Origin of the sequence: Acinetobacter sp. 102, from assembly GCF_037028485.1 — a bacterium.
GTDB lineage: Bacteria > Pseudomonadota > Gammaproteobacteria > Pseudomonadales > Moraxellaceae > Acinetobacter > Acinetobacter higginsii.
In genome coordinates, this window is record NZ_JAZEZK010000003.1 from 38,121 (window position 1) to 51,491 (window position 13,371).

Annotated in this window: 15 protein-coding genes; 4 read left to right on the top strand and 11 right to left on the bottom strand. The window is 42.3% G+C overall.

Annotation, left to right across the window (positions count from 1 at the left end):
• Nucleotides 1–62: 62 nt before the first annotated feature.
• Entirely contained in the window at nt 63–500 is a 438-nt protein-coding gene (locus tag WA352_RS03765; protein WP_004654007.1) for a CopG family ribbon-helix-helix protein, read from the top strand.
• A gap of 82 nt (nt 501–582) precedes the next feature.
• Complete coding sequence (locus WA352_RS03770) at nt 583–1,614, top strand: ABC transporter substrate-binding protein (RefSeq protein WP_033132980.1); 1,032 nt, start codon at nt 583–585, stop codon at nt 1,612–1,614.
• A gap of 132 nt (nt 1,615–1,746) precedes the next feature.
• Here the strand turns inward: WA352_RS03770 and WA352_RS03775 are convergent, their stop codons facing one another.
• From WA352_RS03775 to yiaA, 8 genes are all read right to left on the bottom strand, one after another.
• Nucleotides 1,747–2,622, bottom strand: a complete 876-nt coding sequence (locus WA352_RS03775; protein WP_033132979.1) for a hypothetical protein — start codon at nt 2,620–2,622, stop codon at nt 1,747–1,749.
• A complete protein-coding gene (locus WA352_RS03780) occupies nt 2,619–3,635 on the bottom strand; it encodes an isopenicillin N synthase family dioxygenase (protein ID WP_033132978.1) in 1,017 nt (338 codons plus the stop codon). The genes WA352_RS03775 and WA352_RS03780 overlap by 4 nt, the downstream gene beginning before the upstream one ends.
• A gap of 53 nt (nt 3,636–3,688) precedes the next feature.
• Nucleotides 3,689–4,567: an ABC transporter ATP-binding protein gene (locus WA352_RS03785; protein ID WP_033132977.1), complete on the bottom strand. Its 879-nt coding sequence runs from the start codon at nt 4,565–4,567 to the stop codon at nt 3,689–3,691.
• A gap of 2 nt (nt 4,568–4,569) precedes the next feature.
• The gene (locus tag WA352_RS03790) at nt 4,570–5,505 is read right to left on the bottom strand and encodes an ABC transporter permease (protein ID WP_033132976.1); all 936 of its coding nucleotides are present in this window, start codon (nt 5,503–5,505) and stop codon (nt 4,570–4,572) included.
• Between the two features lie 170 nt (nt 5,506–5,675).
• A complete protein-coding gene (locus WA352_RS03795) occupies nt 5,676–5,930 on the bottom strand; it encodes a YfhL family 4Fe-4S dicluster ferredoxin (RefSeq protein ID WP_033132975.1) in 255 nt (84 codons plus the stop codon).
• A 1-nt stretch (nt 5,931) separates the two neighbouring features.
• Entirely contained in the window at nt 5,932–7,299 is a 1,368-nt protein-coding gene (gene trhP, locus WA352_RS03800) for a prephenate-dependent tRNA uridine(34) hydroxylase TrhP (protein WP_033132974.1), read from the bottom strand.
• 145 nt (nt 7,300–7,444) lie between these two features.
• Nucleotides 7,445–7,873, bottom strand: coding sequence for a hypothetical protein (locus tag WA352_RS03805; protein ID WP_004806422.1), 429 nt, complete (start codon nt 7,871–7,873; stop codon nt 7,445–7,447).
• 236 nt (nt 7,874–8,109) lie between these two features.
• Complete coding sequence (gene yiaA, locus WA352_RS03810) at nt 8,110–8,577, bottom strand: inner membrane protein YiaA (RefSeq protein WP_033132973.1); 468 nt, start codon at nt 8,575–8,577, stop codon at nt 8,110–8,112.
• Between the two features lie 238 nt (nt 8,578–8,815).
• On the opposite strand from yiaA, the gene prfA reads away from it, so the two are divergent.
• Nucleotides 8,816–9,904, top strand: coding sequence for a peptide chain release factor 1 (prfA, locus tag WA352_RS03815; RefSeq protein WP_004653992.1), 1,089 nt, complete (start codon nt 8,816–8,818; stop codon nt 9,902–9,904).
• Entirely contained in the window at nt 9,904–10,719 is an 816-nt protein-coding gene (gene prmC, locus WA352_RS03820; RefSeq protein ID WP_033132972.1) for a peptide chain release factor N(5)-glutamine methyltransferase, read from the top strand. The genes prfA and prmC overlap by 1 nt, the downstream gene beginning before the upstream one ends.
• On the opposite strand, the gene WA352_RS03825 is transcribed toward prmC, so the two are convergent.
• The 3 genes from WA352_RS03825 to WA352_RS03835 all read right to left on the bottom strand — a co-directional run bounded on the left by WA352_RS03825 (nt 10,716) and on the right by WA352_RS03835 (nt 13,366).
• Nucleotides 10,716–11,561 carry an ABC transporter permease gene (locus WA352_RS03825; RefSeq protein WP_005313245.1) on the bottom strand — a complete coding sequence of 282 codons (846 nt, stop codon included), beginning with the start codon at nt 11,559–11,561 and terminating at the stop codon, nt 10,716–10,718. The genes prmC and WA352_RS03825 overlap by 4 nt on opposite strands.
• 3 nt (nt 11,562–11,564) lie before the next feature.
• On the bottom strand, nt 11,565–12,539 hold the full coding sequence (locus WA352_RS03830; RefSeq protein ID WP_004806432.1) for an aliphatic sulfonate ABC transporter substrate-binding protein: 975 nt from the start codon (nt 12,537–12,539) through the stop codon (nt 11,565–11,567).
• 194 nt (nt 12,540–12,733) lie between these two features.
• The gene (locus WA352_RS03835; RefSeq protein WP_033132971.1) at nt 12,734–13,366 is read right to left on the bottom strand and encodes an FMN-binding negative transcriptional regulator; all 633 of its coding nucleotides are present in this window, start codon (nt 13,364–13,366) and stop codon (nt 12,734–12,736) included.
• Between the last annotated feature and the right edge of the window lie 5 nt (nt 13,367–13,371).

The following is a 13,371-nucleotide window of genomic DNA, read 5'->3' on the forward strand; positions in this document are numbered from 1 at the left end:
CTGAGCGTCCGTGCAGGTCTGTATGTAAAGCAAACCCAGCTTCCTAAACAGTAGTCTTCATTATGAATGCTCGTCCTAAACTAACCCGAATCAGTATTACCGTCCCTGAAAAAACGGTTGAGGCCTTAGATCAAACTATTGTCGAAGAGCATTATGAAAGTCGCTCTCAGGCAATTGTCGACATGATCAACAAGCATCTCATTGCTGAGCAGGCACAGCAAAATGCAGTCATGGTTGGCACGCTGACCTTGCTCTATGACGCCAGTTGTATGCCGTTGCGTATGCAGCTATTAGATTTACAACAGAAATTTTTAGAACAGGTGATCAGTTCATTACATATTCAACTGGATCAACAAAAAATATTGGAAGTGATGCTATTACAAGGTGGCAGTAATGACCTTAAACAAATTAGTCAACAATTTACGGCCTTAAAAGGAGTCATTAAAGGGCATCTGGAACTCATGGATGCCGTGATGCCACCCTTACAGCAAAATGAATAGGAAGCGTCGGCATTGGTATTGTCGCAAAACGTGGGATTCACATGTTCTCTGGGCAAAATTTCAAAAAAGATATGGGGTGATTATGAAGCAAGCAATAGCAACTTTATCCGTTTCAGTGCTGTTGGGACTGAGCCTTACAGCGTGTGATAATTCGGCCAAGGTGCCAACAGCGGAGAAAGCAACCGAGGCCAAAGACTCAATGTCGACGACACCAATGACGATTGGTTATAGTGATTGGCCTGGTTGGGTGGCTTGGCAAGTGGCGATTGAAAAAGGTTGGCTCAAAGACGCAGGCTTAAATGTTGACTTTAAATGGTTTGATTATTCAGCCTCAATTTCTGCCTTTGCTGCCAATCAACTGGATGCGGTGTTTATTACCAATGGAGATAATTTGGTGAATGCCTCGGGCGGAAGCAAGGGCATGATTATTATGGTCACAGATTATTCTGCGGGTAATGATGTGATTATTGCCAAGAATGGCATCAATAGCATTCAAGATTTAAAAGGCAAATCCATAGCTACAGAAAAGGGCTTGGTCGATCACCTATTATTATCGACCGCTTTAACGGATGCCAAGATTCCATTCTCAGATATTAAACTGGTCAATTCGGTAACCAATGAACTTCCTCAAGTGTTTGGCAGTCAGGATGTTGCTGCAATTGCAGTTTGGCAACCTGTTGCCAATCAAGCCCTAAAAGCGGTGGCGGGTTCCAAGATTATTTATAGTTCCAAAGATAAACCAGGCTTGATCTACGATACCTTGGCGGTAAATCCAAGTCATTTATCTGCGCATAAAGAGGATTGGAAAAAGCTGATTCAAGTGTGGGATAAAACGGTGAAATACATCCAAGACCCTGCCACCCATGCAGATGCGGTAAAAATCATGGCCAACCGTGTTGGTGTTGATCCTCAACAATATGAGCAGTTTATTAAGGGGACGCATTTACTGGATATTGCTGCGAATAAGAAAGTGTTCCAGAAGGGAACAGGCTTTGATTCGATTTATGGTTCGACCTATCACGTCAATCAATTCAATGTCAGTAATGGGATTTATAAAACTGAAGTGGATGTAGATGGCTTGATCTATCCAGCGTTGGTGGATGAGTTGAAATAGATATTTTCTAGTATAAAAAATCGTTCTCAATGAACGATTTTTTATACTCTCAGATTCTAAATTAACAGGACGATTGTAATAGAACCCTTTATCACAATCGTCCTTGTCTAGATCAATCACATAGAAATAGGATTAGTAAGTTCGCGTGGCATTTTTTAATAAATGCTTTTGCTCGTCAGCCAGCCATTGTTGTGTATCCGTGGTGGTTGCGGTTGTGGTATGAAATACAAAATCAGGTTGATAGATATCCAAGTGAAAATAAAGTCGATACAGCTCACCCTCAATCTGTTTCAGTTGGGTCAGGGTATTGGCATTTTCTATTTCAAAATCATCCAGTGAAATTGATTGCTGCAAACGACTGGTGATGGTACTAAAACCAATATGACAACCATTTAAAGTGACCGAGACTTCATAGCTTTCAATTGCTTTTAGATCATTATCAGGATGATCAATTAGACCATTCCTCAGTTGAATTTGTTGTTGAGGAAGGCGTGATTGTGCATAAGCCATGTGTTGATCGCAAATCATCAAGCCCCCATCCATAGGTACAATCTTTTGTGTTGCCACATGTTGCATTTGAAATAGACGTAAACCAAGCAATAAGCCATGCTGAGCCTGTTGTCGCCAATCTTCTACGTAGGCATGGGAAGGTGAGAACTCTAAAATGCTATTGCCGATCGGGTAAAGCTTGGCGGGTTCAGGCCATTGAATATGATTTTGATAGTTTTGATGAACCTGCCAAGAGAGTAATTCACGATCTGCATCCCATAAAGTATCGCCAATCCATCCTTGTCGTTCATATACTGGGGTTTGATTGGCATCGATCAGTCGAAGGTCAATGCTGAAAGATTTGGACTGAAACCAATACACAATGGTTTTTTCATCGGTCATGCCATTGAAGAAGCTGATACTTTTACGTCTAAAGCATCCCAGTAAATAGCGCGGTAAGGGGAAGTGAGTATCCATTGGGGTTGGCTGAAGTTGCACTAGTACGTCAAATAGGTTCATTCGCTTGCTCCTTGTTCATTTAAACCAAAGGAGTACAGCGGACGGGCATTTTCAAGTACCAGCTCACCCGACTGAATGCGTTGCTTGAGGTACATAAAAGTTTGAGCGGTTTGATTAAATAGATGCTCACCACCTTTCATTGGCGGATATAACGGCGCTTCATTAGGAATCAGTGGTTGAATCAGATAGTCATAATCACAGGAGAAGAACAGCGGAAATGAGTAACGCTCTTGCTGTACCCGTCTTACACGATGCTTGGTTGCCAGATAACGACCGTTGGATAAGATTTCCATCATATCACCAATATTCATCACCATAGTGTTTTCAATTAAGGGAATATCGATCCATTCGCCTTGTTTATTGAGTACTTGTAAACCTTCCGCCGTTGGAAATAAAAGGGTGAAACATTCATAGTCGGTATGTGCACCAATACCTGATTGATCTTGTGCTTCGGGATTGTAAGGGTAGTGAATCAACCTCAATTGGCTTGGCGCATGCTTTGAATGCGGTTCAAAAAAGTCCTCATTCAAATCAAGTGCCAAAGCAAAAGCTTTAAATAGTTGATTGCCGATGGCTTTGATATGTTGATAATAATTTAAGACCGTGTGTTTAAAGTGAGCATCTTCAGGCCATAGTGTTGGGCCGAGTAAAGGACGACGATGCCGTTCACCGAGATAGTCATAATTAATGTCATAAGATTCTTTTAGATCATAGACATTGGTTTTGAATTGTTCTTCGCCGATTGGCACATAACCACTATGATTTTCGGATAGACCAATATAATGTTGCATTTTAGTGGCTTGGTCTTGGCTAAAATAATGCTGCGCGGTTTGTTTTAACTGATCGAACAGTTCGGGTTGAAATTGCTCCCCCTGAATGTATAAGAAGCCAACGTCTTTACAGGCTTGATCAAGTTGCTTCACCACCTGTTTGCGATCTTCTAAACTCGTGCTGTTGAGGAGTGAAATATCAATTAAGGGCAACACATAATCATGGTTCATGAGATTCACCATTGGCTGGTCGTCCAGCAATAAATGAAGCGTATTGGGTCGTCCCAAACGCTATTTTATTTCTGTGTACTCATTTGGGTCATACGTGGAATTTTAGGTAAATCCTGCAACGCGGGATCTAGGGCTTCCTCTTGGTGATGTACCAACAGATCAACACGTTCCCGTAGTCGTTTAAATTCAGGCGACTGCATCAATTCCATGCTTCGTGGGCGTGGTAAATTGACCTCAATAATCTCTTTGACCTCACCCGGATTGGCTTTTAAAGCCACAATACGATCTGCCAGTAAAATGGCTTCATCCATGTCATGCGTGACAAATAAAATAGTAATATCAATGTTTTGCCATAAGTCCATGAGATGCTTTTGCATTTTTTGTCGGGTGTAGGGATCAAGTGCCCCAAAAGGCTCATCCATCAGTAAAATCTTGGGTTCATTGACCAAGGCCCGGGCAATCGCGACACGCTGTTTCATCCCACCAGAAAGTTCATGTGGAAACTGATTTTCATATTTTTCTAAGCCAATAATATTGATCCATTCACGCGCCATTTCTTCGGCACGGGTTTGACTGATGCCTTTCATCAAAGGCCCAAACATCACATTTTCTTTGACGGTTTTCCATGGAAATAAGGTATAGCCTTGAAACACCATGCCACGTTCTGAACTTGGGCCTTTAATTTTTTGTCCTTCAACCAGAACCTCACCACTGTGGTAGTCATCTAGACCTGCAACCACACGGCTTAAAGTTGATTTTCCGCAGCCCGAAGGACCAATCACACAGGCAAACTCACGCTTATGAATACGTAAATCAATCTGGTTCAGTACGGTTCGTTCTGAATCACCATGCTGAAAAATTTGTGTTAGTTGCTTAGTTTCCAACATTACGGGACGCGTATAAATATGCTCAAAATAGGCTTTGGCATCAAAATGATCTGTCATATTTATACTCCTTTTTTCCATTTAAACAGGGAGTTGCCGAGTTTCATTAAAATCAAATCACATAACAGTCCAATCACCCCGATAATCAGGATGGCGGCATAAACATTATCGAAATTTTGATAACGCGCTTGTTGCGTAATGAACCAGGTAATTCCTGAGGTCGCACCAATCAGTTCCGACACGATCAAATAGGTCCAAGCCCAACCCAATAGGACACGTTGATCACGATAAATATCAGGCAGTGCTGCAGGAATCACTACATGGAACAGGCTTTTAAGCTTATTGGTACCTAGGGTATAACCTGCTTCAACCAAGCCGCGATCAACCATTCGAGTGGTATTGGCAATGATCAGAATTTGCTGAAATAAGGTTCCAATTACGATAATGGCAATTTTCGGAGCATCATTAATGCCTAAAATCGCCACCGCCAATGCCCCGAAAGCGGGTGCGGGCAGGTAGCGAAAGAACTCGACAAAGGGTTCAGTTAGCTTGGAAATAGTATTGGAAAAGCCACAGAGGATACCAAGCGGCACACCGATCAATGAAGAGATAAAAAACGCCGTAAACACAATCTTGATACTGTGCCATAGGCTTTGATGTAACCAAGGGGCATCGGCCTGTTGCGGAGGCGTGGTAAACGAAGTGAAAAGTGCTTTCGCCACTTGATGTGGTGCAGGCAAATAAATTGGATTGACCAGAATACCTGTAGGCGGTGTTTTGCCTTGATTGACGGCATCTTGAGCCTCTGCATAGTAAGCCTGCTTATCTATTCGGGTGCCTGCCTGTAGATAAGTGGCTGAGCCTGCATTGGTAATTTGAACTTGTGGATGCCAGATAAATGGTAAGTAACTGACACAGCTCCAGATTAAGATGGGAATCAGAAAAGATCCCAAACTCAATAAAAGCTTTTTCCTTTTTGACAATACTGAATGATGCATAGGTGCACACCCGTAGTAATACTAATTGAATAAAACGTAATACTAATTAGCAATTTTGATGCCAGTGCAGATGCTGAATCGCAAAATAAGGGTGAAGTGCAGTCAATGAAAAGAGAGATAGGCACTTTGTAATGCTTTTAATGTGTTTGTACCTATCTGTAAGTGAGTCCTTAATGCTTGAATAGATTCAGGTTATTGAATTTTATCAGCAGTTGATCAGGAGATTCCAGCCACGCTGGGTCAGGCTGAATACAATCGATGGGACAGACAGCGAGGCAGGTGGGTGCTGTGTAGAAACCGACGCATTCGGTGCAACGTTCTGGGTCGATTTCATAGAGTTTTGCACCTTCATTAATCGCTTGATTGGGGCATTCAGGCAAGCACATATCACAATTGATACATGCATTGGTAATGATGAGTGCCATATCAATCTGCCGAATAGGCAAGTGCTGCAGATTGCAACTCGGTTGTGGCGTGGGGCAAATTACGAATCAATAGGGCATATTTAATATCGATCTCAGCGGAGAGTGGAATTTCTACGATATGACCTGAACCTTTGGCATTTTCAATGGCATTGCCCTTAAGATCACGCATCTGTTCTAATTTGAAGTTGATATTGCCTTTGGGTGTCATTAACTCAAGTGAATCACCAATCACAAAGCGGTTTTTAACCTCAATGCGAATATAGTCACCATGACGGCCAATCACTTCACCGCAAAATTGTTGATAGTCAAAATGTGATGAACCATCGGTATAATTTTGATAATCGCTATGCACATGGCGTCGCAAGAAGCCCTCGGTATAACCACGATTGGCCAATCCTTCCAGTTGTGTCATCAAGCTAGGATCAAATTCTTTACCCACTAGTGCATCATCAATGGCTTTGCGGTAAATCTGTGCAGTACGGGCACAATAAAAATAAGATTTGGTACGACCTTCAATCTTTAAAGAAGCGACACCCATTTGAGTTAGACGATCCACATGCTGTACTGCGCGTAGATCTTTGGAGTTCATGAAATAGGTGCCATGCTCATCTTCTTCAGCGGCAAACATATCTTCATCATTACGCTGCACCAAAACAGTTTGCGCCGTATTAGTGTTGTTTGATGTCTGTGAGCAACATTGCTGTTGGGTATCGACTTGCTGAACAGGAATGACATCACCATTGGCATCTTCTTGCGCTGAGTGGATTTTATAGTCCCAACGACAGGCATTGGTACAGGCGCCTTGATTGGCATCACGTTTATTCATATAGCCCGATAACAAGCAACGACCTGAATAGGCCATACACAGTGCACCATGTACGAACACTTCCAGTTCAATTTCAGGGACATGTTTCTGGATTTCTTCTATTTCTTCTAGCGAAAGTTCTCGTGACAAGATCACGCGACTTAGACCATAGTCTTTCCAGAATTTTACAGTAGCCCAATTGATCGCATTGGCTTGTACCGACAGATGAATCTGCATCTCAGGGAAATGTTCACGTACTAACATAATCAAACCAGGGTCTGACATAATCAGCGCATCGGGTTGCATGGCAATAATAGGTTCGATATCTCGGATAAAGTTTTTGAGCTTACTGTTATGCGGCTGGATATTGACCACCACATAAAATTTTTTGCCTAGGGTGTGGGCTTCATCAATCCCGATTTTTAAATTGTCATGATCAAATTCATTGTTGCGTACGCGTAAGCTATAACGTGGCTGGCCTGCATAGACCGCATCGGCACCATAAGCAAAAGCATAACGCATATTTTTAAGTGAACCAGCAGGAGAGAGTAATTCAGTATTCATGATGCGGAATAAAAGGCATATAAAAAATAAGGAATTATTTTAGAAAGTTCAGCATAAGGATTCAACCTAGCATTTTGCTCAGGATTTTATAGATGTTTAGGGGAAATCTAGGCCATAAAAAAGCACCCGAAGGTGCTTTTTAGAATTAGTGATGACGGTGCTTTCTTTTCTTCTTGTATTTTTTAGACTGGTAATTGTCATAGTCACGGTCTTGACCGACTTTACGGCCTAGAGCAGAACCACCTGCCGCACCAGCAGCAGCACCGATATAACCGCCAGTCGTACCACCGAGGTTTTTACCTACAGTATAACCACCCACGCCGCCTAAACCACCACCAATGGCAGCTTCAGTACGGGTACGTTTGCTACTTGCAGCCGCTGCACCACCAGCACCACCGAGTGCAGAGCCAATCATTGCGCCGCTGTTTCCACCCATTTCTTTACCAATTGCAGTACCTACAACACTACCAAGCGCAGAAGTTGCAGCAACACGGGTTGCATTATCAGCATGAGCAGCAGTAACCAATGATGAGCTCGCAAAAACAGCAGCACATAACCAAGCATTTAATTTCATTTTTGACTCCGTGTCCGAAACATGACGGACCTCTTTTTCATGGCTGCAAATGTAACAAAGTTTGAGTATGAAAGTGTGGAGAAGCTTTTCTGAATTATTACTCTTTGGTGTCTGGATTGTAGTGTTTTGTTGCTGAGAATAGTAAGGAATGAGGGTTAAGTTTGATTAAACAATAAGATAGTTAATCACTGCACAAAAAAATGAAACCTTATTTTAAGGTTCCATTCATTTTTGAATTAATCTAATGGAGCATCTTTGCTGCTTTGTTCTTCAATTTTGAGCTGGCGAGGATTCAGTTCAGTTTGCAAACGTAGATAGTTTAAGTCACGGATATTCTTTTGGGTTGCGACCACGCCAAACAGACTTAATAAGAAGGACATGATGTAAAAGCCTTTTTCACTCATGGTCAGATCCGCATTCCATAAGCTCACCAATAAAAGACCGATACAAAGTGCCATCGAAGCCCAGCATAGCCCATAGTAAATCGTCGTAACGGGAATTTCTTCGAGTTGGTCACGGACAGTTTTCTGTAATGATGCAGCAGAGAAAAGTCCATAAAGCAAGATCACTAGATAATAGCCTTTTTCATGCAAGGGCATATTGGCATTCCATAGACCAATCATAAAGCCAACGCCACCTGCGAGTAAGGCCACCCAACTCGCAGCGATAAAGGCTGAGGTGGGGCGGTTTATAAAATTATTCATAGATTATCCTGTTGTTTTATCTTTCTATTTGTCTTTCATTATTTATATATAAGCCTTGATCAGAGAACAAGCAATGAAAACTAAAACTGAACAATTTGTGATGAAATGGGTGAGGAATAGTAAGTTCCCCTGATTCTCTATGTCTTTTAAGCAGTAGAGTCTGTAAACTATGCGCAATTTTTTGATTTTGCTCGTGCTTCATTGGCACTGAGTCTTTAGATTTTGAGATATTCCGCCCATGAAAGCATCACTCCGTTTAAGACTCGATCAACTTTGTGATCGTCACGAAGAGCTGACTGCATTACTCGCTGATGTAGAAGTAATTTCGGACAATAAACGTTTTCGTAAACTGTCCCGTGAACACAATGATTTAACTGAAATCACCGAGGTTTGGAGCAAATATCGTCAAGCGGAAGAAGATATCGAAACGGCTGAAATGATGAAATCAGATCCTGATTTCAAAGACATGGCCGAGGAAGAAATCAAAGAAAATAAAGCACTTTTGGTTGCGCTTGAAGAGCAGTTAAACGTGTTGATGATTCCGAAAGATCCAAATGATGCCAACGCAGCCTATCTTGAGGTGCGTGCGGGTACAGGTGGTGATGAAGCGGCGATTTTTTCGGGTGATCTATTCCGTATGTATAGCAAATACGCTGAAACACAAGGCTGGCGTATTGAAGTGCTTTCTGAAAACGAAGGCGAGCATGGCGGTTATAAAGAGATCATTTGCCGTATCGATGGCGAAGGCGTGTATGGTCGTTTGAAATTTGAGAGTGGTGCACACCGTGTACAACGTGTCCCTGCGACTGAATCACAGGGTCGTGTACACACTTCGGCTTGTACCGTTGCGATTCTGCCAGAAGTCGATGTAGATACCACCGTTGAAATCAATCCTGCCGATTTGCGTATTGATACTTACCGTGCATCAGGTGCGGGTGGTCAGCACATTAACAAAACCGATTCAGCGGTACGTATTACTCATATCCCATCGGGTGTAGTGGTGGAATGTCAGGAAGAACGTTCACAACATAAGAACAAAGCCAAAGCGATGGCTTTGTTAGTCTCACGTTTAGAAAATGCGAAACGTGCAGCAGCGGATGCAGCCACCTCAGAAATGCGCCGTGACTTGGTCGGTTCAGGTGACCGTTCAGAACGTATTCGTACGTATAACTACCCGCAAGGTCGTATGACCGATCACCGTATTAACCTGACTTTATATAAGTTGGATGCGATTATGGAAGGTGATTTAACTGAATTACTGGATAGCTTACACCGTGAATATCAAGCGGATCAGTTGGCGATGCTTGCACAGGAAAATGGCGGCTAATGAATATTGCTCAAGCCTTAGAGATCAAAGGTGAAATTGATAGCTATGAACGTCAAGAGGCGGCGTGGCTACTCGAACATATTTTGGGGATCAATGCTTTAGAACTCAAATTAAGACTTGAGCAAGAACTGACTGAAATGCAGGAGCAAGCTTATTTAGATGGGCTGGCTCGTATCGAACAAGGTGAACCGTTGGCCTATGTCACAGGTTCACAACCGTTTTGGACGCTTGATTTAAAAGTTACCCATGACACTTTGGTGCCGCGTCCCGATACCGAAATCCTTGTGGAAACGGTATTAAAACTGCCATTAAGTTCACATGCCAATATTGTTGATCTAGGTACAGGCACGGGTGCAATTGCTTTGGCACTGGCGAGTGAGCGTCCACAATGGCAAGTGACTGCAACTGATATCTATGCACCGACTTTAGAAGTGGCACAGGACAATGCCGTTCGACATGGTCTCATGCAGGTGAAGTTTGCTTGTGGTGCTTGGTTTGAGGCTTTAGAACAGCAACAGTTTGATCTGATTGTATCGAATCCGCCATATATTGATCCTGATGATGTGCATATGCAAAAGCTCAAGTCTGAACCTGAGCGTGCATTGATTGCAGATAAGCAGGGTATGGCAGATATTGAGATTATCATCACCCAAGGTAAAGACTGGCTTAAACCGAATGGCTGGATTGTGCTTGAACATGGTTATGACCAAGGCCAAGCAGTACGTGATATTTTTGAGCAACACGGTTTTGAGCAAATTCAGACCATCAAGGATTATGGTGGCAATGACCGAGTGACCTTGGCTCGTTGGGTTTAAGCCTGTTTGTGAATGGTATCACGCCAACCTAATAATCTATTTTCCAGTAGTTTCATCAAACTATCAGATATTTTTCCAAGCAAAGCCAATAAAATAATCGCAATAATTACAATATCTGGGCGTGAAGTTTCTCGTCCATCACTGAGTAGATAACCAATTCCTTGAGTTGCAGCAATCAGTTCGGCTGCAATCATAAACATCCATGATAAGCTCAAGCTATTGCGTAAACCTGTCAGGATTCCAGAAGACGCGGCAGGCAACACAATTGAGATAACTCGTTGCAATGCATTGAGGCGATAGACTTTTCCAACCTCAATCAGTTTGCGATCTACATTATGGATGGCTGCGACCGTATTGGTATAGGTCGGAAAAAAAGCACCTATCGCAATCAGTGTGATTTTAGAAGATTCATCAATCCCTAACCAAAGTAATAATAATGGAATCCATGCCAGGCTTGGAATGGATTTGAGTGCGGAAAAAGAGGGTTCTAAATAGGCTTCTACTTCTTTGCTTAAGCCAACCCAAATCGCAAAAATTAAAGCTAAACCACTACCGATTGCAAAACCGATGAGTACTCGCCAAGTACTGATGTAAATGTGCTGGAGTAAATCAGTTTGAGCCAAATCCCAAAAAGATTGCCACAAGCTACTGGGCGCAGGAAGCAGATATGCTTCGATATCGCCATTTCTAACTAAGAATTCACAGAGTATTAACAGCAGAGTAGGAAGTAGCAATGCTTTTAGCCAACGAATGAGGTTTGGGCTAAAACGCTTTTTATTAGTTTGTGTGCTTTGCTGAGCGAGAAAATCGGTTAGCTCAGCCTTGTGACTTGAATTGCTCATGGATTATTTCACAACTTTTTGAGCAAAGCGTGGATCAAGTAGCTGATCAATCACTTGATTGACATCAGTTCCTTTTCTAACCAAGTCTTCTTCTGTCAAGATTTTTCCTGATCGTTTCAGTGCTTGAGCTTGGGTAACTGAAGGAATGTTTTGGTCAAAGTTGGTACGGCTCAATTGTAATTGTGCCACTGGTAACGGGAGCTTAGCTTCACGTGCCAATAATGCTGCAACTTTATCTGGATTGGCTTTGGCCCATTTTCGTGCTTGTTCGTAGGCTTTAATTACCGCCTCAATCGCTTCTGGGCTTTGTTTACTAAACTCTTCTTTGACGTTCAAGACGCTATAACTATTAAACGCAACATTACGATAAAGCAATTTAGCCCCAGATTGGATTTGTGCAGATGCCATTAAGGGATCAAGTCCCGCCCATGCATCTACTTGACCGCGTTCTAATGCAGTTTTGCCGTCTGGGTGTTGTAAATGAACCAATTGAACATCACGTTTATTCAATCCGACTGTATCCAATGCCTGGAGCGTAAACAGGAAAGGATCTGTGCCTTTGGTTGCAGCAATTTTTTTGCCTTTGAGATCTTTTAAGTTTTTGATCGGTGAGTTTGCAGGAACAACCAATGCTGTCCATTCAGGTTGGCTTTGAATATAGACCGTCTTGATTGGGCTGCCATTTGCACGACTAAGCACTGCAGCCAAACCCGCGGTTGAAGCGAAATCAATACTATTGCTATTTAAATATTCTAGAGAACGGTTACTACCTTGGCTAAATACCCATTTAATTTCGGTATTGGGAAGGGCCTTTTCTAACAGTTTTTGATCTTTTACCACTAAGCTGGTTGGCGCATAGTAGGCATAGTCAAGTTTAAGTGTGGTGGGAATGGCAGCAAAACTGGAGGATATAAATACCGTAGAGAAGCCTAAAGCGAATAAAGTCTGAGAGAGAGGTAATTTAGAAAAGAAAGACATGAGATAAATCAGCGCCGTATAATGAAATATCAGCGATCTTTACATGGATCACAGCGCATCCCAACTGAGTTATTTTGATTTAGAAATCATGATAATAGATAAAAATCAAATTGGTCTCAAAACACTGTTTTTATTCACGAACAATGTTGATTATTACGTTGGGCTGCTATTGAAAATATCGTGATATCCTCAGCTTAATCTTCGATATATTGCTGTACTGCATTGGCTAAACGACTTTCACCTTGTTGTTGTAGTCCATCCACCACGCCCAGAGCATCTGGCTTTTCCCGATTTTGGCTGAGTTTATACTTTCCCGTGATCTGTGAGATCGGAATTTCGATCCCGACAATGCCTTGCAGTTCTTGAGCAATATAGTCATCTGGTGCCTCCGACATTTTCCAAGGCGTTGCTTGTTTGGCTTCATGGGTACGTGTCAGTCTGGCCAAGATGCCGCGTAGTGCTTTTTCATCATGTAAGAAATTGATGCTTCCTTTGACATGAACCACTTGATAGTTCCAGGTGGGTACATGTCGATGGTGTTGTTGCTTGCTAGGATACCAATTCGGTGAGATATAACCGTGTTCACCCTGAAAAATAATTAAAACCGCTGCGCCATTTTCAATTTGAGTGTGTAGTGGATTATTCTTGGCTATATGCGCAATCAGTGTCGCTGTTTGGCTGTGCTCATCACGCAATAAATGAAAGGGTAAATGATTGGCTTCTAAGCCTTCAGCACTATGACTTATCAGTGTGGCAAAAGGGTAGTCCTGAATCAGTCGGTATAATCTTTCAAGATCTGTTTCTTCAAATATTTCAGGCAAATACATTGCTT